Source organism: Sphingomonas sp. C3-2 (assembly GCF_033025475.1).
In the GTDB taxonomy this organism is placed as follows: domain Bacteria; phylum Pseudomonadota; class Alphaproteobacteria; order Sphingomonadales; family Sphingomonadaceae; genus Sphingobium_A.
In genome coordinates this window covers 570,000-591,125 of the sequence record NZ_CP130322.1, presented here as the reverse complement: position 1 = coordinate 591,125, position 21,126 = coordinate 570,000, and the positions used below count along the sequence as shown (strand labels likewise).

Here is a 21,126-nt window from a genome sequence, read left to right as displayed (position 1 = left end):
TGCTGCGTTGCAGCAATCTGTGCGCGGCAGTTTAATGAAAGTTGCGTCCATGTCTGAAGAAAACAGTTTTTCCAGCAACGAGAAGCCCGAGGGCGCTCCGACGGTGCGCGTCACCGCGATGCCGGCCAATGCCAATGTCTATGGTGATATTTTCGGCGGCTGGCTGATGAGCCAGATGGACCTTGCTGCGTCGTCGGTTGCGTCGCGCCTGGCGCGCGGGCGCGCGGTGACGATCGCGGTCGAGGGCATGGCGTTTCACCAGCCCGTTTTCGTTGGTGACGAGGTGTCGGTCTATACCCGGCTGGTCAAGGTGGGCCGTACCTCGATGCGGATCGCGGTGGAGGCTTGGGCGCGCGATCGCCACGGCGATTCCGAACACCGGGTGACGCAGGCGATCTTTACCTTCGTTGCGATCGACAACCACCGCCGGCCGCGGCCGATTGGCGAATTCTTGTCCGTCTGATCAGCCCAGCGCGCGGGGCTTCATGCATTGGCCCGGCTCCGCGCGTTTGAACTGGGCGCAGTTCCACAGCGCCTTTTCAAAGCCCGTCTTCTCATCGCGCAGATAGCTGAACGACATCGCGGCCATCGCCTCGTTGGTCAGCGGCAACGCGCCGGGCACCTGGGCGGAATCGGTCCACCCCATGAACTTGCAATAGCTGCGCGTGCCGCAGGTTTCGCGCGCCAGGCTTTCGAAGCTTTCGGGCAAGGCGGACTGATCAAGCGTGGCGATGAAGCTGCCATCGATGATCGTCATCGCACGCGGTACGCTGGCGGGGACCAGGCCCGTCGTCCCCGTATCCGCCAATTGCACGGCGCCGGCATGGGCGGGTGAAAGCGCTGCGAGCTTCGCGATTTCCGGCTCCGGCCCGTCATACTGGCGGCGAAAGGCGGGGGGTGTTCCCCACCAGCCTTGCCAGCGGAAGAAAAGATGCGTGCCGACGGCGGTGATCTTGTCGAGGCTGTCGCTCCAATAGGGAACGACCCAGTCGGTGTGATAATGGGTTGCGTGGCCGACCGGGCGATAGACTTCGCCGTTCAGAATCTTGGCCGCCAGCGTGCGGACACGATCCCACATATCGGGTGCGGGCAGGCGGGCCATGGCGCCGTCGCAGGTGAAGGTGAACTGGCACCCCGTTGTCCGCTCCGCGCCCTCGAACACGACCCCGCACACCGTTTTCGGAAAAGCCGGGTGACGTAGCCGATTGAGCACGACCTGCGCCACGGCGCGCTGGCCGGGCGGATCGCCCGAACCCGCCTCGTACAACATGGCGGCGGCAAGACAGTCGGTGGCGCGTTCGCGTTCCACGCCGGTGACCGCCAGCTTGAACGGGCGGGCAGCCGGGTTGGGGGCGGTTGAAAAGGGGATCGTCGCGTTGAATGCGACGGCCTCGGCAGGTGTCAGGTCGCGCACTTCGAGCGGTTCTACCGGGGGCGGCGCGCTGAGTTTGGGAAGCGGCGCGGCCCGCGCGGTGCTGTGGAGGCGGGGAGGCGCGGGTGGATCGGCCCAGGCAACCGCGCAGCCCGCCGCCACCGTGCCGATCCCAAAGGCAAGGATCAGCGCCCTTGCCAGTGGATCGGCGCGTGGCGGCTCTTCACCGAAAAGTGAAGCGGCGTCCAACCCTTCAGCTTTCGGGCAGGAAGTCCGGCACCGAAAGATAGCGCTCACCGGTGTCGTAGTTGAAGCCGAGCACACGGCTGCCTTCGGGCAGTTCTTTCAGCTTCTGGGCGATGGCGGCCAGCGTCGCGCCGGACGAAATGCCGACGAGCATGCCTTCCTCGCGTGCGGCGCGGCGTGCCATTTCCTTGGCATCGGCCGGGTCCACCTGAATCACGCCGTCGATCAGCTGGGTGTGCAGATTGGCCGGGATGAAGCCGGCGCCGATGCCCTGAATCGGGTGCGGGCCCGGCTGGCCGCCCGAGATCACGGGCGACAGCGTCGGTTCGACCGCGAAGACCTTGAGGTTCGGCCATGCCTTTTTCAGCACCTCGGCGGTGCCGGTGATATGGCCGCCGGTGCCCACCCCGGTGACGAGCGCGTCGAGCGGGGCATCCTGAAAGTCCTTCAGGATTTCCTGCGCTGTGGTTTTCACATGCACATCGATATTGGCGGGGTTTTCGAACTGCTGCGGCATCCACGAGCCGGGCATCTGCGAAACGAGTTCGCTGGCGCGTTCGATCGCGCCCTTCATGCCCTTTTCCTTGGGCGTGAGATCGAAGCTGGCGCCATAAGCCAGCATGAGGCGGCGGCGCTCGAGCGACATGCTTTCGGGCATGACGAGGATGAGCTTATAGCCCTTCACCGCCGCAACCATTGCAAGGCCGACGCCGGTATTGCCCGAGGTGGGCTCAACGATCGTGCCGCCGGGCTTCAGTTCGCCCGATGCCTCTGCCGCCTCGATCATCGAAAGCGCGATACGGTCCTTGATCGACCCGCCGGGATTGCTGCGTTCCGACTTGATCCAGACTTCGGCCGGCCCGAACAGCCGCTGCACCCGGATATGGGGGGTATTGCCGATCGTCTCCAGGATCGAATTGGCCTTCATTTCGCGTTCTCCTTCAGAGGCAAATCGTCAAGATGGTCAGGTTGCGAGAATGTACGCGCAAGACGCAGTTCTGGGAACCAGCGCGCCCACAGCGCCGCAATCGCGATTGCGCCGATGCCGCCTGCAACCGTTGCGGTGACCGGGCCGGCCAGCGCCGCGAGGAATCCAGAGCGCGCTTCGCCCAGTTCGTTCGATCCCGAGATGAACAGCGTCGACACCGCACCCACGCGGCCGCGCATGGAATCCGGCGTGTAAAGCTGGATCAGCGACTGGCGGACATAAACCGAAAGCATATCGGCTGCGCCCAGAAGGGCGAGCATGGCAAGTGACAGGGGCATGGTGCGCGACATGCCGAAAATCGCGGTCGCAAGCCCGAAAATGGCAACGGCAATAAGAAGCTTCACGCCGACATCATTGCGCAGCGGCCGCCACGAGAACCACAGCGCCATCAGTACCGCACCCACCGCCGGGGCCGCGCGCAGATGGCCGAGCCCTTCGGCGCCGACATGCAGCACGTCGCGCGCATAGATGGGGAGCATCGCGGTCGCGCCGCCCAGCAGGACGGCGAAGAGATCGAGCGAGATCGCGCCCAGCACCAGCCGGTTCTGGCGAACATAGCGCAGCCCGTCGATCATCTGCTGCCATGGTTTGGCGGTGTTCTGGATCTTGGGGATCGGGACAGGCCGCACCAGCGTCAACGCGACAAAGGCGACGGCGAACAGCGCGGTGCTGACCCAATAGGACAGCGCATGATCATGCGCATAGAGATAGCCGCCCATTGCCGGGCCGAACACCGATCCGGTCTGCCACGCAATCGAGCTCATCGCGATCGCAGTGGGCAGCACGGCGGCGGGCACCAGATTGGGAGCAAGCGCCTGCAGCGCGGGGCTGGCAAAGGCGCGTGCGACGCCCAGAAGGGCGGCGACCGTGAACAGGGCGGGCAGGCTGACCGTGCCGTTGTGCGTCATCCAGGCGAGCGCGAGCGCGCAGCCGGCCTCCAGCGCCACGGCCCCGCGCGCGATCCAGCGGCGATCCATCCGGTCGGCCACCCAGCCGACGACGAGCGTGAGCAGCAACAATGGCACGAACTGTGCCACGCCGATCAAGCCAAGCTGAAAGGCGGCTTCCTTGGGGGACATGCCAAGCTGGGTACGGGCGATGTCGTACACCTGCCAGCCGATGACGATCACCATGGCCATCTGCGCCAGCGTGCTGGTGAGACGCGCGGTGAAGTAACAGGCGAAATCGCGGTAGGCGAGGGGATGACGTTGTTTTTCCACGCGGTCTTCTATGCCCGCAAAAACCGCCGTTTCAACCGAGGAAAGCTTGCAACGAACAAATTCGCCGACGTCGTTCGTCGAATGGCCATGGCATGTCGCTTTTCGCGGTGCAAAGATCGGGCAAAGACAGAGGGTTGGACAGGGGAGGCTGAGGCGATGGTTCGACGGGCTCTTTTGGCGGCGGCTTCGGCCTGCGCGCTTTTTGCCGCCACAGGCTGCGCGCCTGAAAACAGAAACGCGGCCGATGTCGAAGCTGAAGCGCTGAACCAGCGTGAATGGGATGCTTTCGTCTCGCGCTTCATCGATGGTTATTTCGTCCAAAACCCCGGTTTCGCCGTATATCAGGGGCGCCATGAGTTTGACGGCAAGCTGCCCGACTGGAGTGCCGAAGGGCTTGCCGCTCAGGCCGATTTCCTGAAGCGTTCGATCGCCGATGCGCGCAAATTCGATGCCAAGGCGCTGACCGAACCGCAGCGCTTCGAGCGCGATTATCTGATCGCCGTGGCCGAAGGGCAGCTTTTCTGGCTCAGCGATGCCGATCAGCCGCACCACAACCCCGCCTTTTATCTGGGCGCCGGGTTGGACCCCAATGTCTATATTGCGCGGCCCTATGCCGATGCCGAAACGCGGATGAGGGCGTTCATCGCCTTTGCACGCAACGTGCCCGCCGCGGCGGCACAGATCCGCGCCAATCTGCGCACCCCGATGCCATTGAGCTTCATCGATTACGGCAAGGCGGGTTTTGAGGGGCTGGCGGGCTATTATGTCGGTGATGCCAAGGCGGCGTTCGCATCGGTCAAGAACGCTGAACTGCAGCGCGAATTCGACACGGCAGCGGGGGCTGCATCGAAGGCGATGCAGGAACTGGCGGTCTGGCTGGAAAGCGGCCGCAAGGACGCGACGCAGGATTTCGCGCTGGGCAAGGACCGGTTCCAGCGGATGCTATACGCGACCGAGCGGGTCGATACCCCGGTTGCTGAACTTGAACGCATCGGCTGGGCTGATCTGCGCCGTAATCAGGCCGCGTTGAAATCGGCGTGCGACACATTCGCGCCCGGCGCCAGCATTGCCGACTGCATGGTAAAGCTGAATGCCGACAAGCCCGAGGGCGGCCCGGTTGCCGGCGCGCGCCGGCAGTTGCCGATGCTCAAACAGTTCCTGATCGACAAGGATATCGTCTCGATCCCAGGCGCCGAAGAGGCGCTGGTCGAGGAATCACCGCCCTATAACCGGCAGAATTCGGCCTATATCGATATTCCCGGGCCCTATGAGAAAGGCCTGCCCTCGGTTTTCTATATCTCGCCGCCCGATCCGGCATGGAGCCCGGCCGTGCAACAGGCCTATATTCCGGGGGAAAAGGATCTGCTGTTCACCTCGGTGCACGAGGTGTGGCCGGGCCATTTCCTCAATTTCCTCCATGCCAACCGGGCAAAGTCGCTCTTTGGCAAGGTGTTCGTTGGCTATGCCTATGCCGAGGGCTGGGCGCATTATACCGAGGAGATGATGTGGGATGCGGGGCTGGGAGAAGGCGATGCTGAAACCCATGTCGGCCAACTCTCCAATGCGCTTCTGCGCAATTGCCGCTTCGTTTCGGCGATCGGGCTGCATTCGGGCACGCTCAGCCAGGAGGGCGCGCGCAAGCTTTTCATCGAGCAATGCTATCAGGATGAGGGCAATGCCCGCCAGCAGGCGGCGCGCGGCACCTATGATCCGGCCTATCTGAACTACACGCTCGGCAAGCTCATGATCCGCAAGCTGCGCGACGATTGGACCACGCAAAATGGAGGCCGCAAGGCATGGAAGGAATTCCACAATCGCTTCCTTGGCTATGGCGGGCCGCCCATTCCGCTCGTTCGGCAGATGATGCTCGGCGGCGATGGGCGGGCGGTGTTTTAGGGATGCCGAGTTTGTTGCGCCGTCCCTGGCTTGCTTTGGGAACAGCGGTTGCTGTTGTCGGGTGCATTGCCGTCGCCGCTTATTTCCTGTCCCGTCAGGCGGCTTACACGGATGGCGGCACGGGCGAACGGATCGATATTAGCCGCGCCGTATTTGCGGACGGTCAACTTTGGGTGTTGCACAGTGATGGGACGCTTGTTTCCCTGAAACCCAATGAGGCTCTGCCAAAGCGTGTGGAGCTTGGTGGTAAGGCATTGGAAATTTGCCGATCCGATGGACAACTGGTCACGTTGGTTGAAACGGGGAAGGGCGCATGGTCGGTGCAGCGTCGATTGCAATCGACGTGGAAAATCATGGCGTCGGTCGCGGTTGAAAATGAGCGGCTGGAGGCGCTTGCCTGTTCGTCTGATAGGGGAGGCGTCTCCCTCATCACCAATCGCCGTTTGCTTGAAATGGAGGGCGAGCGGATTCGGGAAGTCAGGCTGAAGCCGGAATTGAAATCGCTATTCTCTTTCGGAACGGCTCTGATTGCCGATGATTCAATCTGGGTGGGTTTCAACGACGGTGAATGGGGCGGTGGGCTGAGGCGTATAAGCCGCAGTGACGGGACGGTCCAAATTATCGAAAGCAATCATTCTGGTGCGCTTTGCGGTGGTCCACTCAATACCGAATGTGATCCGGTAAATGCACTTGTCGCGTCGCCGTCGAAGCCAGGTTGCGTGGTCGCGGCGATTGGGTTGGTTCACATATCGTCCCATGGCCGCATTGTAGAGGTGTGCGGCACGAATGTTCGGCGGCTGTATTTTAAGCCGCTGGGGCCTCAGCCGGCTGTCCAGAAGGCGAGCGAGGAAGATGATATATTGAACACGGTGCCATTCTTTGGCTTGGCGCGATCGGGAGACACGGTCTGGGCCGTTGGTGCGGACAGTATATATAGCTTTACCGGCTTGGCGCGACCTCAGTTTCGAAGCCTCCCGCGCTTTGAAAAGAGAGGCAGATACCGCGTGAATTTTGAAATGCCCGATGTCATTCTTGTGATGACCGACATAAATCAGCGAAACGCGATGAGCGGAGCGGTACCCATCATGGCCGCGCGATAGCGTTCCGCGTTGTAGCGGCAAAAGGGGGCAGCCGCTTGATCGGCCAGACGGGGGATCAGCCCGACTTCAGCTTGCGCAGCCGGGCGAGCGTGAAGAGGATCGCCGGCCAGAGCAGTGTGAACAATATGTCGTGGACCGTGTCGTCCCAGCGCCACGAGCCGGTCGACAGGCGATCGAAATATTCGTTGGCTGCCTCGGCCGCGATCACGATGAGGAGCGGGACGGGCGAGCGCAGCGGCTTTCGGAGGATGACCGAGGACGCCAGATAGATGAGCAGCCCCGCATGGATATGGCATTCGGCGTTCGTGATGCCGATCCACTGAGCGGTGCTGGTCTTGAACTGGGCATAGAGAGCGACGAACTGCTGCATCGGCGCGCTATGCAGGGGGCATGGGCAAATATCCAGAAGCAAATGGATATTCGCTCGGCCAGCCGCCGCATATCGCGGGCCGGGTGATCAGATCGCCTCTTCGGGCACGCCCTGATATTCGTCGATCGCGGAGAAGATGGCGGCGAGTTCGGCGCGCTCGTCTGCCGAGATTTCCGGGCGCCAGACCTCGAACAACAGGATCACGCGGGTGCTGTCGCTGCGGTTCCATGCCTCATGCTCGATCGAATCATCGAAGATCAGCGCCTTGCCTTCCTCCCACGCCCGCGTCTCGTTGCCGACGCGCAGCGCACAGTCGCCGGGAACCATGAGCGGGATATGGCAGATCAGCCGCGTGTTGAGCATGCCATGATGCGGCGCGATATGGGTGCCGGGCTTGAGCACCGAATAGAGCGCCATGGGTGAACGCGCGGTGATGATGGGCTGGGGGGCATGGTCGAGCGCAGCCATAGTGCGTGGGCAGCGCGCGGCGTTTTCGGCCACGCGCGCGCCATTCCTCCAGAAATAGAACGCCCCCCAGCTTGGATCGCCAAGCAGGTGGTTGTTCGGGCGCGGGCGATCGGGTGAGCCCTCGACATAGGGTGTGAACTCATGCCCTTCGGCCAGTACCGCGCGCAGTTCCTCCTGCATCGCGGGAACCGCCGCCTCGATCTCGGCGAGCCAGGGAAATTCGTCGCGCTCGTAAAATTGGCGTTGGGGCAGGCCAGGAAAGTAGAAGGAGGACGGCTGCTGCAGATAAAGCGTGGATTTGCCGAGCAGCAGATCGACCGACTGGCGTACGCGCCCGCCAAGTCCAGACTGCTGCACGGCCGCGCTGCCGAGCCGATTGACCAGATGGGCCTCGAACCGTGCGCTGGCGCTGTTCAGATAGGCCTCGGCGCGCTGGAGCATGGGCACCAGCATTTGCGGCACATTGTCCGTGATCCCGGCGACGTTGAGCGCGGTGCGGTAAAAGCTGGATGCCGCCCGGTCGTCCCCGGCGCGGGCACGCAGATCGGCTTTCATCAGCAACCCGGCAAGGTTGCGCATGTCGGTCAAGAGCAACTTGTCAAGCGCGTCTTCCTCGCCGCTGGCGTCGCCCAGATGATGGCAGGCCTGTGCGAGCAGCAACCAGGGTTTGGGCAGGCTCGTATCGGCGGCGATCACACGCTCGAAACGCGCCTTCGCGTCGGTCAGGCGGCCGCCGCGCAGATCGGCGATCCCGTCGCGGACAAGGGATTCGGCTTCGGAAAGGCTCAAGGACATCGCCTAGCTATACCGCGAAGCATCCTCCGCGAAACAGGCGATGCCGGGTTTCGTCACGCAATCGTGACGAAACTGTCCATCACGCGCTTGCGGCCCGAGGTATCGAAATCGATTTCCAGCTTGTTGCCTTCGATTTCTGCGATGATGCCGTAACCGAATTTCTGGTGGAACACGCGCAGGCCCAGCGTCATGTCGCTGCGCCCCTTGTTGCCAAAGCTCACCGCGCTGGCGCGTGCTTCGGCCGCGCGCTGCGGATGCGTCGAGAACTGGCCGCCTGCAGCAGCGCGCTGCCAGCCGGGCCCGCGACCGCCGCCGCGTGCCAGGTTGGAAAAGGGATCGCTGTGTTCGGACCAATTGGCGCGCCACAGGCTTTCGCCGCCCGAAAGCGAGCTTTCCGCCTCGACATGTTCGGGCGGCAGTTCGGCAACAAAGCGCGAGGGGATCGAACTGGTCCATTGGCCATAGATGCGCCGGTTGGCGGCGTGGATGATCACGCATTTGCGCCGTGCGCGGGTGATTGCGACATAGGCGAGGCGGCGTTCTTCCTCGAGGCTGGCATTGCCGCCTTCATCGAGCGAGCGCTGCGACGGGAAAATGCCCTCTTCCCACCCGACAAGGAAGGTGGTGTCGAACTCAAGCCCCTTGGCGGCGTGGATCGTCATCACCGTCACCTTGGTGTCCTCGGCGGCGGCGTCATTGTCCATCACCAGGCTGACATGTTCGAGGAACGCGCCCAACGTTTCATATTCTTCCATCGCGCGGACAAGTTCGGTGAGGTTTTCAAGCCGCCCGGCCGCGTCGCTCGATTTTTCGGCCTGCCACATCGCGGTATAGCCCGATTCATCGAGGATCTGGCGGGCCAGTTCGGCATGGGGCAGGTCGTTCGCCATGTCGCGCCAGCGCATGACATCCCCAATGAAACCGCCGAGAGCGCGCCGCGCCTGCGGGGTGAGCTCGTCGGTGTCGAGGATGCGCGTTGCCGCCAGCGCGAGCGGAATTTCCTCCATTCGCGCCAGCATATGGATTTTGGCCAGTGCCTTGTCGCCCAGCCCGCGCTTGGGGACGTTGACGATCCGTTCGAACGCCAGATCGTCCGCCGGCTGGTTGACCAGCCGCAAATAGGCAAGCGCATCGCGGATTTCCTGCCGCTCATAGAAGCGGAAGCCGCCGACGATGCGGTAGGGCATGCCGATCGAGATGAACCGGTCTTCGAATTCGCGCGTCTGATGCTGGGCGCGGACGAGGATGGCGATATCGTCGAGCGAGCCGCCGCGGCGCTGATGCGCCTCGATCTCGTCGCCCACGCGGCGCGCCTCTTCGGGGCCATCCCACACACCCAGAACCGAAATCTTCTCGCCCGCGTCGGTTTCGGTCCACAGCTGCTTGCCCAGCCGGCCGCCATTATGGGCGATGAGGCCCGATGCCGCGCCAAGGATGTGCGGGGTGGAGCGGTAATTCTGTTCGAGCCGGATGATCGCGGCGCCGGGGAAATCCTTTTCGAACTTAAGGATGTTTTCCACCTGCGCGCCGCGCCAGGAATAGATCGACTGATCGTCGTCACCCACGCAGCAGATGTTCTTGCGCCGCTGCGCCAGCAGGCGGAGCCAGAGATATTGGACGGCGTTGGTGTCCTGATATTCGTCGACCAGGATATATTTGAACCGTTCCTGATACTGCTCGAGCACTTGGCGGTCGCGCTTCAGGATGGTGAGCATATGGAGCAACAGATCGCCGAAGTCGCATGCGTTGAGCGCGCGCAGCCGTTCCTGATACAGCGCATAAAGTTCGCGCCCGCGGCCATTGGCGAACATCTCGCTGTCGCCCGCATCGATATCGGCGGGCGTCAGCCCCTTGTTCTTCCAGCTATCGATCAGCCCGGCCAGCTGCCGGGCGGGCCAGCGCTTTTCATCGAGGTCGGCCGCGGCGATCAGCTGCTTCATCACGCGCAACTGATCGTCGGTGTCGAGAATGGTGAAATTGGTCTGCAGCCCGACCAGTTCGGCATGCCGCCGCAGCATCTTGGCGCCGATCGCGTGAAAGGTGCCGAGCCACGGCATGCCTTCAACCGCGTCGCCCACAAGCCGGCCGACGCGTTCCTTCATCTCGCGCGCGGCCTTGTTGGTGAAGGTGACCGCCAGAATTTCCGATGGCCATGCCTTGCGCGTGTAGATGAGGTGCGCCAGCCGCGCGGTGAGCGCCGCCGTCTTGCCAGTGCCGGCCCCCGCCAGCACCAGCACAGGCCCTTCGCTCGTCAGCACGGCTTCGCGCTGCGGATCGTTGAGGCCGGTAAGATAGGGCATTTGGTCGGGCGAGGGGACGGGAAGACTCATGCGTGAACAGTTAGGGAACGAATGCCGCCAGGGCAATGGCGCTTGACTGCAATCCACGCCTCCCGGATGCCCCGGGCATGATCCAGTTCCGCCTCGACTCGCCCGCATCATGAACCAGGGCAAAAGCGCGCTTGCACAGGTGGCGTTCCCGATTGCGCTGCTGATCGTCGCGATGGTTTCGATCCAGAGCGGCGCATCGTTCGCCAAGGGCATGTTTCCATTGGTGGGCCCGGCCGGGATGACGGCGCTTCGCCTGTTCTTTGCTGCGGCCATCCTGCTGGTGCTGACACGGCCGTGGCGCAACATGCCTGCGCGGGGCGGCTGGTGGCCGATCATCCTGTACGGCGCATCGCTTGGCGGGATGAACCTGCTTTTCTACATGGCGCTCCGCACGGTGCCGCTGGGCATCGCGGTTGCGCTGGAATTCACCGGGCCGCTTGCGGTGGCCATTCTTGGATCGCGGCGGCCGGTCGATTTCCTCTGGGTATTGCTCGCGCTTGGCGGCATCGCCTTGCTGCTGCCGATCGGGGACAGCGCGCACGGCGTCGATCCGGTGGGCGCGCTGTTCGCGCTGGCGGCGGGCGCCTGCTGGGCGCTCTACATCGTCTTCGGGCAAAAGGCGGGGGCGGATCATGGCACGCGCACGGTGGCATGGGGGTCACTGGTGGCGGCGGTGCTGATCGTGCCCATCGGCGTCGCCCATGCCGGTACGGCGCTGCTTGATCCGGCGGTGCTGCCGATGGGGCTGGCGGTTGCCATCCTGTCGTCTGCCTTTCCCTATACGCTGGAAATGATCGCGCTTACCCGTCTGCCCACGCGCGTATTCGGCACGCTGATGAGCATGGAGCCGGCGATCGGTGCGCTTTCGGGGCTGGTGTTTCTGGGCGAACGGCTGAGCGTGGTGCAATGGGGGGCGATCGGCGCGATCATTGCAGCATCGCTCGGCGCGGCGCTCACCATCGCCCCGGCGCAGGCGACGGCGATGCCGGACTAAGGCGAATTGACCGGCCGATGACCGCTGTCTAAGGCGATTGGCGGTGCCGCCTCTTTCGGGTTTCCGGCTGCACCGGATCGAACGAGCCCGTTTTCGTGAAAGGGCCGTTCCCCCATGGCATGGGTTATCCTGGCTGTTGCCGTTGTCACCGAAATCATCTGGGCGCTCAGCCTGAAATGGGCGCAGGTGCAGCAAACATTTGCGGCCGCCGCCGTTCCGATCGGGCTTTCCTTCGTCAATATGTGGCTGTTGTCGCTGGCGATGAAGGGCATATCGGCGGGCACCGCTTATGCGATCTGGACCGGGCTTGGCGCGGTGGGCGTCATCATCGGCGGGGCGATCCTGTTCGGCGAGCGTGTCGGCACGGTGCAGATGCTGTTCATGGCGATGATCGTCTGCGGCGTGGTGGGCACAAAATTGTTCGCCCAGAGCTGATGACGCGCGATCAAGATTGCGCTCGCCGCAAAAATTCAGAAATTCCCTTTCGAAAATGGCGGGGCCGGAGCTAAGGGCAGGCCAGCAAGGGAGGAACGATGGCGACGGGTGCAATCAATGCAGGGGCTGAGGCGCCTTCGAACCGCAGGGTGCTGCTGGCCAGTCTGGTCGGCACCTCGGTCGAATTCTACGACTTTTACATCTATGCGACGGCGGCGGCGCTGGTGTTCGGCCCGCTCTTCTTCCCGGCGGAATCCAAGTCGGTGCAACTGCTCGCCGCCTATGCCAGCCTCAGCGTTGCCTTTATCGCGCGTCCGCTCGGCGCCAGCGTGTTCGGCCATTTCGGCGACCGGATCGGACGCAAGTCGACGCTCGTCGCCTCGCTGATGCTGATGGGCGGATCGACGCTGCTTGTCGCCTTCCTTCCCACCTATCAGTCGATCGGCTGGTGGGCGCCGCTGCTTTTGTGCGTTCTGCGTTTCGGCCAGGGCTTTGGCCTTGGCGGCGAATGGGGCGGGGCGGCCCTGCTCGCGGTCGAAAACGCGCCGCCGGGCTGGCGTGGGCGCTTCGGCATGGTACCGCAGCTCGGTGCGCCGGTGGGCTTCATCGCCGCGAACGGCCTGTTCCTGATCCTTGGCATGGTGTTGACGCCCGAACAGTTTGAAGCCTGGGGCTGGCGCCTGCCGTTCCTCGCCTCGATCATCCTTGTCGGCCTTGGCCTTTGGGTGCGGCTGAAGCTCACTGAAACCCCCGCCTTTGCCGAGGCGATGGAAGAAGGCCCCCCGCCTTCGGTGCCGATGGCGGAGCTTTTCCGTGATCATTGGCGCGAAACGCTGGGTGGCACCTTCGGTGCGGTCGTCTGCTTTGCAATCTTCTATCTCACCACGGCCTTTGCGCTTGGCTATGGCACGACCTCGCTTGGCTATGACCGCGAGGCGTTTCTGGGCGTGCAGCTCGCCGCGATCCTGTTCATGGCACTCGGCATCGCGCTGTCGGGCTGGTTCGCCGATCTCACCAGCGCGGGCCGGGTGCTCGGCTGGGGCTGTGTGGGCGCGATCCTGACCGGGATGCTGCTCGCGCCCGCGCTCGCCAGCGGATCGCTGCTTGCGATCTGGGCCTTTCTGTCGTTCGCGCTTCTGGTGATGGGTTTTGTCTACGGTCCGCTTGGCGCCTGGCTTCCGGGGCTATTCCCGGCGCGGGTGCGCTATACGGGATCGTCGATCGCCTTCAATGTCGGCGGCATCATCGGCGGGGCGCTGACCCCGGTGGCGGCGCAGGCGCTTGCCGATCAGGGCGGGCTTGGTTGGGTTGGCGTCTATCTCGCCGTGGCCGCGCTCGTCAGCCTGATCGCGATCATCACGCTGCGCGGACGGGGCTGAGCCTCAGGCTCAGCCCGCGCGGAACAGCAGGAGCCGCGCCTTGCCGTATTTTTTTTCGGCCTCGAGCGTCAGCGCCGGGGCCGAAATTTCTTCGCCTACGCCGGTTTCAAGGCTGACCAGCGCGCCGGCGGCCAGCGAGCCGCTTTCGACCAACCGGTTCAGCGCCTGTTGCCCCAGCCCCTTGCCATAGGGCGGGTCCATCATCACCAGATCGAACGGCCCGCCGGTAAAGGCGGCGGCGGAGGTGGTTCGCACGCTGGTGCGATGGCTCGCCTTCAGCGCGTCGATATTGGCGTTGAGCGCGGTCACCGCCTGCCGATCGGTTTCGACAAAGGTGCAGTGCGCCGCGCCGCGCGACAGCGCTTCCAGGCCCAGCGCGCCCGTTCCGGCGAAGAGATCGGCGACCTGCAGCCCCTCAAAATCCCCCAACCGGCTTACGAGCATCGAAAACAGTGCTTCGCGCGTGCGGTCGCTCGTCGGACGGGTTGCCTTGCCCTCGGGCGCCTTTAACGGGCGCCCGCGCCATTCGCCGGAAACGATTCTCATGATTTCAGCGTGTTGCGGAAAGTGATCACGTCGTGGCGACGAATTTCATCGACCGCGCCCACCGGCATGTCCTCAAGCTCGAAGGGGCCGTAGCTGGTGCGGATCAGGCGCGAGACCTCAAGCCCCAGATATTCGAGCACGCGGCGGACTTCGCGGTTCTTGCCTTCGGTCAGCTTGAGTTCGATCCAGGTATTGGCGCCCGTGCGGCGTTCGAGATTGGCGTCGATCGAGCCATAGCGAATGCCGTCGATCTCGACACCTTCGATCAGGTCTTCGAGCTGTTCCTGCGAAACCTGCCCGAATGCGCGTGCGCGGTAGGTGCGCACGACGCCGGTGCTGGGCAGTTCGAGCTGGCGCTTCAGTTCGCCGTCATTGGTGAGGAGCAACAGCCCCTCGGTGTTGAGATCGAGCCGTCCGACCGGCATCAGGCGCGGCAGCCCCGCAGGCAGCCGGTCGTAAATGGTGGGGCGGCCCTTGGGATCGCGCTCGGTGGACAAGACGCCGCGCGGCTTGTGGAAACGGAACAGCTTGGCGGGCGCGGGCTGCTGCACCGGCGTGCCATCGACCGTGATGCCGTGGAGCGATTTCAGGATTGTTGCAGGCGTGTCGATCGTCTTGCCATCGAGCGCGATGCGGCCTTCGGTGATCATGCGTTCGATTTCACGCCGCGATGCGACACCGGCGCGGGCCAGCAGCTTGGCGATACGGCTGCCGTCACGCTCGCTTTCGGGGCGTGGATTGGCGGGCTTTTTGGGCGCGGCGGGCTTGGCGCCCGCGCCACGCGGCCCATTGGGGGCTGGACGGGCAGGGCGGCCGGGGCGTGCAGCGGTTCCGCGCGGACCATTGGCTTTCGGCCCCCGGAAGGGCGTTTTGGGTGGCGGTGCCAAGACTTTATCTCCGACGTAAGACAGGATCGGCGCGCGGCGATATCGACAAGGCGCCCGGCGCGCGAATTTGATCAGCGCATTATCGCCAGTTGCGCCGGATGCAAAGCGTTTACGGCGTCAGAGCAGCTTCGACCGTGTCGTGAAAGTGGCGAATGCCGGTTTCGAGCGTTCCCAGCGTCATCCGATCGAGCGCGCCCGATGCAAGTCCGTTCTGGCCAAGGGCCGCGGCACGGAAATCCTCGCCCGCGAAAACGCCTTGATCGAGCAGCTTCCAGCTGCGTTCCCAGTGATCGCGCGCCTTGTCGGTGGTGGGCGGTTCGGGGATCAGCATGAAATCTTCCACCAGCACGCGGTCCACCGCCTGCGGCATCAGCACCATGATGTTCACATAATCGGGGCTGAGGATGATCACGGTTGCGGGAAACAGCTGATAGGCGAAGGTGATCGAGGCGCGCAGCGCCTGCCAGTCGGCGGCATCGAGCGCGGCCACCGTAGCCTCGCGCCCGACGGCGGAGCGCTGGTGCGGCCCGATCGTGTCGCCGCTCGTCACCCCGTCCTGGAAAAAGGGGCCGATCGTCCCCGCATGCAGCCGCTGGACGTGATAGCTTTCAAGGAACGCGTCCATGATCAGCTTCCAGTTGGCGGGCACATCATGCGTGCGCCGGGCAAAGAGGTGCTGCTGGCCGAGCGCAAAGGCGTCGAAATCATGCGCGAGCGTCTCTGCCTCGGCAAAATCGGCGGCTTCGTCGAACGAGAACCAGATGAGGCCACCGGCCTCGAAACTGGGGAGCGCACGCAGGCCGTGCGTCGCCTTGTCGAAACCGGGAAAGCTTTCGGGGCGGGGCAGGCCGACCAGAGAGCCATCCAGCTTGTAGCTCCACGCATGATAGGGGCAGACGAGCCGCGCGGCGCAGACGGGATCATCGCCTTCCACCAGCCGCGTGCCCCGGTGGCGGCAGACATTCAGGAAGACATGCGCCTTGCCGTCCGCATCGCGCGCGATGAGCAGCGGCTTGCCGAAACCGTCATGCGGGACCGCCATATTGGGTTGGGGGAGGAGCGCCGAGGGCGCAATCACCTGCGGGCGCCTGGCAAAGATGCGCGTCTGTTCGGTCGCGAAGCGCGCCGTGTCGGTATAGGCGCTGGCGGGGACGAAGGTCATCGCCTCGCCCTTGCGTGGGCAGCCATGGGCAATCGCATCGGCAAGGGCCAATTGGCCGGGCGTGGGGGTAAGCGCGTTCATGCCCTTCACATCCTCTCGCGACGGGCGGCCGCCTCGGCGCGACCGACCCGCCAACTGCCTCTATGCATATCGCAATTTTCCGCTAGTTTCTCCGAAATTTCGCGTCTTCGGGGGGTGTGCATGAGTAACGCTACGGAAAGCATGGGTTGGCGCGCGCGCCTGCCCGAAGGGGTGCGCCCCTATACCGAAGCCGCGCCGATTGCGTCCTTCTTCCTCGGCATATCCTCGGGCTTTCCGTTCGCCATGATCGGCGCGACGCTGACGACTCGGCTGGCGCAGGACGGGATCGACAAGAAGGCCGTGACCGCCTTCACGCTCGCCTTTCTGGTCTACAACCTCAAATGGCTCTGGGCCTGGGTGGTGGACGGCGTGCGCATTCCCGTGCTCGGGCGGCTGGGGCAGCGCGTTTCGTGGCTGCTGCTTGCCGGTGTGTTCGTGATAGCCGCAGTCATCAACCTCGCGCTTGTCGATCCGCAGACAAGTCTGTTGCAGACGGCCTATGCCGCGATCCTCGTCGGTGCGGCTGGAGCCACCTTCGATATCGTGATCGACGGCTACCGGATCGAACTGCTCAAGCCGCGCCAGCTGGGTGCGGGATCGGGCATGTCGCAATATGGCTGGCGGATCGGATCTGCCGGGGCGGGGGCACTGGCGCTTGTCGTCGCCTCACGCATGGGCTGGGAGGCGGCCTATCTCGCCTGTGCGGGGCTTGCACTCCCGGCGATGCTGACCGGGCTGTTCATGGGGGAGCCCGAACGCCACCGCGAAGCCAGCCAGCGCAAGGGGCTGGCCGAACTGTCGGCATCGATCACCGGGCCGTTTGTCGAATTCTTCAAGCGGCAGGGCGCGATGCTCGTGCTGCTCTTCATCCTCGTCCACAAGATCGGCGATACGCTCGCCAATCTCACCTTTCGGCTGCTGTTCGACGATCTTGGTTTCACCAACGATGAAATTGCGATCTACGACATCGGCGTCGGATTCTGGGCCTATCTGATCGGCATCTTCATCGGCGGCTTCCTGTACGCGCGGCTTGGCATGAAGCGTTCGGTGCTGCTCAGCCTCGTGCTGATGGCGGTTTCCAATTTCAGCTTCGCGCTGCTCGCACAGGCAGGCCACAGCAACTGGGGCATGGCGGGCGCGATCGGGTTCGAGAATTTCGCCAGCGGCATCGGCGGCGTCGCCGTCGTGGCCTATTTCTCCGCGCTCACCGACCTACGCTTCACCGCCTCGCAATATGCGCTGATCTCGGCGGCGGCGAGCATCATTGGCCGCTTCCTCACCGGCACGACGGCGGGCGCGCTGATTGAGGCGATGGGCTATGTGAACTTCTATCTGCTCACCACGCTCGCGGCGGTGCCCGGTATCCTCCTCTTCTGGCTGATGATGCGCAGCGGCCTGATCGACAGTTCGATCGGCAGCGCGGGCAAGGTGAATGGTGACGCTGAAGGCGAGGGCGAAAAAGCCTCCGCCTGATGTGCGTCAGACGTTGCGCGCGCCGAACAGCGCAAGCGGGCGGCCCAAGTCGTGAAAGGCCTGCGCCACCGCCTGTGCGGTGGTGAGCACGCCAAGGCAGGCATCGGTGCCCATCAGCTTCTGAAGCATGGCGTGCGCGCCGTGCGGGTTGCCGCATGCCTGCTCGACCACCTGCAGCAGGGCGGCTTCGTCGCCGGTCATGCGCAGGCAGCAGCACGGCGCGATCTTGATCGTCTGCTGCGATGCGCGCGCGATCTCCGCCATCATGGCGCGCATCAGGATGAGCGGTCGCCTATATCCAAGCCCGAAATGCGCCAGCACCGCATGCGTCGCGTGCGCATCGTGCAGGCCGCCCACGGCCATGCGCCGGATTGCAAAGACAAGCAGACGGCCGTTCTGGTGCGTGGGGTGAGCCGCGATATCCGCGAAAATCTGTTCGGCGCTGTCGTGCATGAGTCATCCCTTCGGCTTGGAAGGTGATGGTGGCTTGCATCACTATTGCAAGTCAATATCAATAATGAATGGGTGCGTTCAGTCGATCAGAAACAGCGCCGTGACATGCGCCTGCAATGCCTCCATCATCTCGCTTTCGCTGCCGTGCGGCACTAGGTCGGTCATCAGCAGCGGCATCGCCACGGCGCCGATCAGCATGAGCAGCAGCAGCTCGGCATCGCGCCCGCGCACGATCCCGGCGCGCAAGCCCTCCTCGAGCAGGGGCCGCATCACGTCAAGGTGCGGCTGCCAGATCCGCGCCAGCACATAATCGCGACGTTCGCCGGCCTTGGCGGTCTCGTCGATGAAGAACTTGCCGAGTTCGGGCACCGCCATGCTGAAGGCGATGAAATGCCTGAGTGCGGAGCGCAGGCGCTCAGCAATCGGTGCACCGTCGCGGTGGAGGGCGGCGATTTCGGCCTGGGTATCGACCATGCGTTCCGAAAGTGCGTCGACCGTCGCTTTCCAAAGGTCGAGCTTGGAGCCAAATTGGCGGGAGGCGAGCGCCACGTCGACTCCTGCGTCGGCGGCTATGCTCCTCAGGCTCGATCCCTCGAAACCGTCATGTGCGAAGGCGCGCAGGGCGGCGTTCAGGATAGCGCCTGGCGGTGGTGCCAGCTCACGCTTCGGACGCCCTCTTTTGCGGCGGCCCGGATCGTCCGAATTTTTCATGGCCAGACTTTCATTGGCCCGTTGACTGCCACAGGGGGGATGATTAATCAACAATTGTTGATTAAATTCCGCCAGCTTCCTTTTTCGGAGCATGACTTGACCGTCTTTCGTCTCGACATCCGCATGCAAGAAAACGACCCGAATGAATCGGTTGCGCTCGAAGCGCCCGACATGGAGGGCGCGGTGCGCGCCGCGCGTGAAGCCATTGCCGATGCCTTTGGCCGCCCGGGCGAATTCGTGATGCTCGAGGCGGCAAGCGGGCGCTTCACGGTCGGTGCGGGGCTTTGGTCCCGGCGGGGATATTACAAGCTCGCCAAAACCGACGACGTGGCCGGCCTGCCGCGTTTCTGAGCGGGCTTGCCATGGGCTGGTTCGACCTCAGCCGGAGCGGCCGGCACTATGCGCCGCTGATCCCGGGCAGCATGGCGCAATTGCAGGGCAGGGTTGCTGCGTGCCTTGATGCCCACGGCATTGCCCCGACGCCGTCGCTTCAGCGCGAATGCGCGGCGTTCGTGCTCTGGTCCGTTCATGTCGGCATCGTCAACGCAACGACGACCGAGCCGGATCGCTGGCTTTCACGCTGGATATTGAACCGGCAGATTAATCGCATCGACCCCGAAGGCGAACTGCGTGCCCTGTACCGTCGGCGCTGTACGGAGGCGCTGGGCGCATCGCCCAACATCTACCTGTATCAGGTGCGTGAAAGTGCAATGCCGCGGTTGCCTGTCACGGCGGCGAGCGCGAAGCTGTTCCTGCGCAAGGTCGCCGATATCCGCCTGTCGATCCATTCACCGGCGGTTGCGGACATGCTGGCGATTCTCAGCGATGCGTTCTGGGCCTGGGTAGGCCGGATGAATCCGCGCGTGCGGACCAGCTTTCCGTAAAGTCGGGTTATTCGGGCAACTGGTCGTTGGCGGTCAGGACTTCACCCGCCAAATAGAGAGATCCGAGGATCAGCACGGCTGCCGGCTCGATCGGGTCCAACTGCTCGGAAATCTGCATCAGAGCATCGCGCACATCGCGCGCGGCAATCCCCTGCGCCCCGATCCGCGCGGCCATCGCAGCCAGTGTTTCGGGGTTGTGGTGCGCATGATCCGGCACGGGCACGCTGTGCACCGTTGCGGCAAGCCCCCCGAAATGGGCGAGCAGCCCCATCGGGTCCTTATTCTCCAGCATGCCGAGCACGATGTGGAGCGTCCGCCCCTTCAGATGCTCGCGGAAATAGCCGGAGATCGATTCACCCGCCGCCGGGTTGTGCCCTCCGTCGAGCCACAATTCGGTGCCCTCGGGCAGCAGCGCGGTCAGTGGGCCTGGCGAAAGATGGTGGAGACGCGCAGGCCACTGCGCCCAGCCGGTTGCCGCCTTCAGCGCGGTTTCGGGGATCGCGACGGCGTTCTGATGGCGCAGCATTGCAAAGGCGAGCCCGGCATTGGTAACCTGATGTTCGCCGGGCAGACGCGGGAGGGGAGCATCGAACTTGCCCTTGTCGTCGCGGTAATGCAGCCGGTTTGCGTAGATCGTCGCGTCCCAGGTCAGGCCACGGCGAAACACCGGGGCGCCGGCGCTGTCCGCTACTTCAGCGATCCGTTCGGTCAGCGGCGCGCTATAGGCCATGGTGACGAGCGGGACGCCGGGCTTGGCGATGCCGGCTTTCTCGCCCGCGATCTCTACCTCGGTTTCGCCCAGAAATGCCTGATGATCGACACCCAGTTGTGCGATCCCGCACACCACGGGGGCGGGGATGATGTTCGTCGCGTCCAAACGGCCGCCAAGCCCCACCTCGATAATGCAGGCCTCGGCCGGCGTGCGGGTGAAGGCCAGAAAGGCCGCTGCCGTGGTCGCTTCGAAGAAGCTGGGGTGGATGTCTTCCGAACAGTCGAGCACTTCGGCGAGAAGCGGCGCGAGTTCGGCGTCATCGATCAGTTGCCCCGCGACGCGGATGCGTTCGTTGAAGCGCACCAGATGCGGGGAGGAATAGACATGGGTGCGCAGGCCCGCCGCCTCGATCGCCGCGCGCAGAAAGGCGCAGGTCGAACCCTTGCCGTTGGTGCCCGCGACATGGAAGACGGGCGGCAGATGATCCTGCGGGTTGCCCAGCCGACGCAGCAGTTCCGATATCCGCTCCAGCCCCAGGACATCGCGTCCGGGCGAAAGCATGGTCAGGCGGTCGAGCTGTTTCTGGACCGCCGGATCGGAAGAACGTGCCTTGTCGGCCATGGC

General features: G+C 64.0%; 21 protein-coding genes. 9 read left to right on the top strand and 12 right to left on the bottom strand.

Features of this window, described 5'->3' with window-relative positions:
• The first annotated feature begins 49 nt into the window (after positions 1-49).
• Complete coding sequence (locus QYC26_RS02810) at positions 50-463, top strand: acyl-CoA thioesterase (protein ID WP_317513885.1); 414 nt, start codon at positions 50-52, stop codon at positions 461-463.
• Here QYC26_RS02810 and QYC26_RS02805 read toward each other — a convergent pair whose 3' ends face one another.
• Genes QYC26_RS02805 through QYC26_RS02795 form a run of 3 tightly spaced genes read right to left on the bottom strand, consistent with a single transcriptional unit; the run spans position 464 to position 3,826 of the window.
• Positions 464-1,621 (bottom strand): cell wall hydrolase, encoded by a 1,158-nt coding sequence (locus tag QYC26_RS02805; protein ID WP_317513884.1) that lies wholly within the window; start codon positions 1,619-1,621, stop codon positions 464-466. It abuts the gene before it with no gap.
• Positions 1,622-1,625: 4 nt separating this feature from the next.
• A complete protein-coding gene (gene cysK / locus QYC26_RS02800) occupies positions 1,626-2,546 on the bottom strand; it encodes a cysteine synthase A (protein ID WP_317513883.1) in 921 nt (306 codons plus the stop codon).
• Complete coding sequence (locus QYC26_RS02795) at positions 2,543-3,826, bottom strand: MFS transporter (protein ID WP_317513882.1); 1,284 nt, start codon at positions 3,824-3,826, stop codon at positions 2,543-2,545. Before QYC26_RS02795 ends, cysK begins: the two co-directional genes overlap by 4 nt.
• A 156-nt stretch (positions 3,827-3,982) precedes the next feature.
• On the opposite strand from QYC26_RS02795, the gene QYC26_RS02790 reads away from it, so the two are divergent.
• Positions 3,983-5,722, top strand: a complete 1,740-nt coding sequence (locus QYC26_RS02790; protein WP_317513881.1) for a DUF885 domain-containing protein — start codon at positions 3,983-3,985, stop codon at positions 5,720-5,722.
• 11 nt (positions 5,723-5,733) lie between these two features.
• Entirely contained in the window at positions 5,734-6,822 is a 1,089-nt protein-coding gene (locus QYC26_RS02785; RefSeq protein WP_317513880.1) for a hypothetical protein, read from the top strand.
• Between the two features lie 55 nt (positions 6,823-6,877).
• Here the strand turns inward: QYC26_RS02785 and QYC26_RS02780 are convergent, their stop codons facing one another.
• The 3 genes from QYC26_RS02780 to QYC26_RS02770 form a co-directional block, all read right to left on the bottom strand.
• Positions 6,878-7,192: a hypothetical protein gene (locus tag QYC26_RS02780; RefSeq protein WP_317513879.1), complete on the bottom strand. Its 315-nt coding sequence runs from the start codon at positions 7,190-7,192 to the stop codon at positions 6,878-6,880.
• Between the two features lie 87 nt (positions 7,193-7,279).
• Positions 7,280-8,449, bottom strand: a complete 1,170-nt coding sequence (locus tag QYC26_RS02775) for an aspartyl/asparaginyl beta-hydroxylase domain-containing protein (RefSeq protein WP_317513878.1) — start codon at positions 8,447-8,449, stop codon at positions 7,280-7,282.
• 59 nt (positions 8,450-8,508) lie between these two features.
• A complete protein-coding gene (locus QYC26_RS02770; protein WP_317513877.1) occupies positions 8,509-10,785 on the bottom strand; it encodes an ATP-dependent helicase in 2,277 nt (758 codons plus the stop codon).
• A 109-nt stretch (positions 10,786-10,894) separates the two neighbouring features.
• Between QYC26_RS02770 and rhtA the strand changes: the two genes are divergently transcribed.
• The 3 genes from rhtA (at position 10,895) to QYC26_RS02755 (ending at position 13,593) form a co-directional block, all read left to right on the top strand.
• Entirely contained in the window at positions 10,895-11,779 is an 885-nt protein-coding gene (rhtA, locus tag QYC26_RS02765; protein WP_317513876.1) for a threonine/homoserine exporter RhtA, read from the top strand.
• 114 nt (positions 11,780-11,893) lie between these two features.
• Complete coding sequence (locus QYC26_RS02760; RefSeq protein WP_317513875.1) at positions 11,894-12,214, top strand: multidrug efflux SMR transporter; 321 nt, start codon at positions 11,894-11,896, stop codon at positions 12,212-12,214.
• A gap of 98 nt (positions 12,215-12,312) precedes the next feature.
• Entirely contained in the window at positions 12,313-13,593 is a 1,281-nt protein-coding gene (locus tag QYC26_RS02755; RefSeq protein WP_317513874.1) for an MFS transporter, read from the top strand.
• Positions 13,594-13,602: 9 nt separating this feature from the next.
• Here the strand turns inward: QYC26_RS02755 and rsmD are convergent, their stop codons facing one another.
• The 3 genes from rsmD to QYC26_RS02740 form a co-directional block, all read right to left on the bottom strand.
• Positions 13,603-14,139, bottom strand: a complete 537-nt coding sequence (gene rsmD, locus QYC26_RS02750; protein ID WP_317513873.1) for a 16S rRNA (guanine(966)-N(2))-methyltransferase RsmD — start codon at positions 14,137-14,139, stop codon at positions 13,603-13,605.
• Positions 14,136-15,026: a pseudouridine synthase gene (locus QYC26_RS02745; protein WP_317513872.1), complete on the bottom strand. Its 891-nt coding sequence runs from the start codon at positions 15,024-15,026 to the stop codon at positions 14,136-14,138. The genes rsmD and QYC26_RS02745 overlap by 4 nt, the downstream gene beginning before the upstream one ends.
• Positions 15,027-15,135: 109 nt before the next feature.
• Entirely contained in the window at positions 15,136-16,269 is a 1,134-nt protein-coding gene (locus QYC26_RS02740) for an aromatic ring-hydroxylating dioxygenase subunit alpha (protein ID WP_317513871.1), read from the bottom strand.
• A gap of 141 nt (positions 16,270-16,410) precedes the next feature.
• Here QYC26_RS02740 and QYC26_RS02735 point away from each other — a divergent pair, with 141 nt between their 5' ends.
• Positions 16,411-17,742 carry an AmpG family muropeptide MFS transporter gene (locus tag QYC26_RS02735; protein WP_411197642.1) on the top strand — a complete coding sequence of 444 codons (1,332 nt, stop codon included), beginning with the start codon at positions 16,411-16,413 and terminating at the stop codon, positions 17,740-17,742.
• A gap of 6 nt (positions 17,743-17,748) precedes the next feature.
• Here the strand turns inward: QYC26_RS02735 and QYC26_RS02730 are convergent, their stop codons facing one another.
• Both QYC26_RS02730 and QYC26_RS02725 read right to left on the bottom strand, forming a co-directional pair.
• Positions 17,749-18,195: a DUF6628 family protein gene (locus tag QYC26_RS02730; protein ID WP_317513869.1), complete on the bottom strand. Its 447-nt coding sequence runs from the start codon at positions 18,193-18,195 to the stop codon at positions 17,749-17,751.
• Positions 18,196-18,273: 78 nt separating this feature from the next.
• Positions 18,274-18,777, bottom strand: a complete 504-nt coding sequence (locus QYC26_RS02725; RefSeq protein WP_411197641.1) for a TetR/AcrR family transcriptional regulator — start codon at positions 18,775-18,777, stop codon at positions 18,274-18,276.
• Between QYC26_RS02725 and QYC26_RS02720 the strand changes: the two genes are divergently transcribed.
• A complete protein-coding gene (locus tag QYC26_RS02720) occupies positions 18,724-19,257 on the top strand; it encodes a hypothetical protein (RefSeq protein WP_317513867.1) in 534 nt (177 codons plus the stop codon). The two genes, QYC26_RS02725 and QYC26_RS02720, sit on opposite strands and share 54 nt — an antisense overlap.
• Before the next feature lie 11 nt (positions 19,258-19,268).
• Positions 19,269-19,790, top strand: coding sequence for a hypothetical protein (locus QYC26_RS02715; protein ID WP_317513866.1), 522 nt, complete (start codon positions 19,269-19,271; stop codon positions 19,788-19,790).
• A 7-nt stretch (positions 19,791-19,797) separates the two neighbouring features.
• Here QYC26_RS02715 and QYC26_RS02710 read toward each other — a convergent pair whose 3' ends face one another.
• On the bottom strand, positions 19,798-21,123 hold the full coding sequence (locus QYC26_RS02710; RefSeq protein ID WP_317513865.1) for a folylpolyglutamate synthase/dihydrofolate synthase family protein: 1,326 nt from the start codon (positions 21,121-21,123) through the stop codon (positions 19,798-19,800).
• Positions 21,124-21,126: the final 3 nt, after the last annotated feature.

Excerpts from the sequence above, each read along its gene's own strand:
- QYC26_RS02760 (WP_317513875.1), top strand. The coding sequence starts at position 11,894 with ATGGCATGGGTTATCCTGGCTGTTGCCGTTGTCACCGAAATCATCTGG.
- rsmD (WP_317513873.1), bottom strand. The coding sequence starts at position 14,139 with ATGAGAATCGTTTCCGGCGAATGGCGCGGGCGCCCGTTAAAGGCGCCC.
- QYC26_RS02740 (WP_317513871.1), bottom strand. The coding sequence starts at position 16,269 with ATGAACGCGCTTACCCCCACGCCCGGCCAATTGGCCCTTGCCGATGCG.
- QYC26_RS02755 (WP_317513874.1), top strand. The coding sequence starts at position 12,313 with ATGGCGACGGGTGCAATCAATGCAGGGGCTGAGGCGCCTTCGAACCGC.
- QYC26_RS02730 (WP_317513869.1), bottom strand. The coding sequence starts at position 18,195 with ATGCACGACAGCGCCGAACAGATTTTCGCGGATATCGCGGCTCACCCC.
- QYC26_RS02790 (WP_317513881.1), top strand. The coding sequence starts at position 3,983 with ATGGTTCGACGGGCTCTTTTGGCGGCGGCTTCGGCCTGCGCGCTTTTT.
- QYC26_RS02810 (WP_317513885.1), top strand. The coding sequence starts at position 50 with ATGTCTGAAGAAAACAGTTTTTCCAGCAACGAGAAGCCCGAGGGCGCT.
- QYC26_RS02780 (WP_317513879.1), bottom strand. The coding sequence starts at position 7,192 with ATGCAGCAGTTCGTCGCTCTCTATGCCCAGTTCAAGACCAGCACCGCT.
- cysK (WP_317513883.1), bottom strand. The coding sequence starts at position 2,546 with ATGAAGGCCAATTCGATCCTGGAGACGATCGGCAATACCCCCCATATC.
- QYC26_RS02710 (WP_317513865.1), bottom strand. The coding sequence starts at position 21,123 with ATGGCCGACAAGGCACGTTCTTCCGATCCGGCGGTCCAGAAACAGCTC.
- QYC26_RS02735 (WP_411197642.1), top strand. The coding sequence starts at position 16,411 with ATGGGTTGGCGCGCGCGCCTGCCCGAAGGGGTGCGCCCCTATACCGAA.
- rhtA (WP_317513876.1), top strand. The coding sequence starts at position 10,895 with ATGAACCAGGGCAAAAGCGCGCTTGCACAGGTGGCGTTCCCGATTGCG.
- QYC26_RS02770 (WP_317513877.1), bottom strand. The coding sequence starts at position 10,785 with ATGAGTCTTCCCGTCCCCTCGCCCGACCAAATGCCCTATCTTACCGGC.
- QYC26_RS02715 (WP_317513866.1), top strand. The coding sequence starts at position 19,269 with ATGGGCTGGTTCGACCTCAGCCGGAGCGGCCGGCACTATGCGCCGCTG.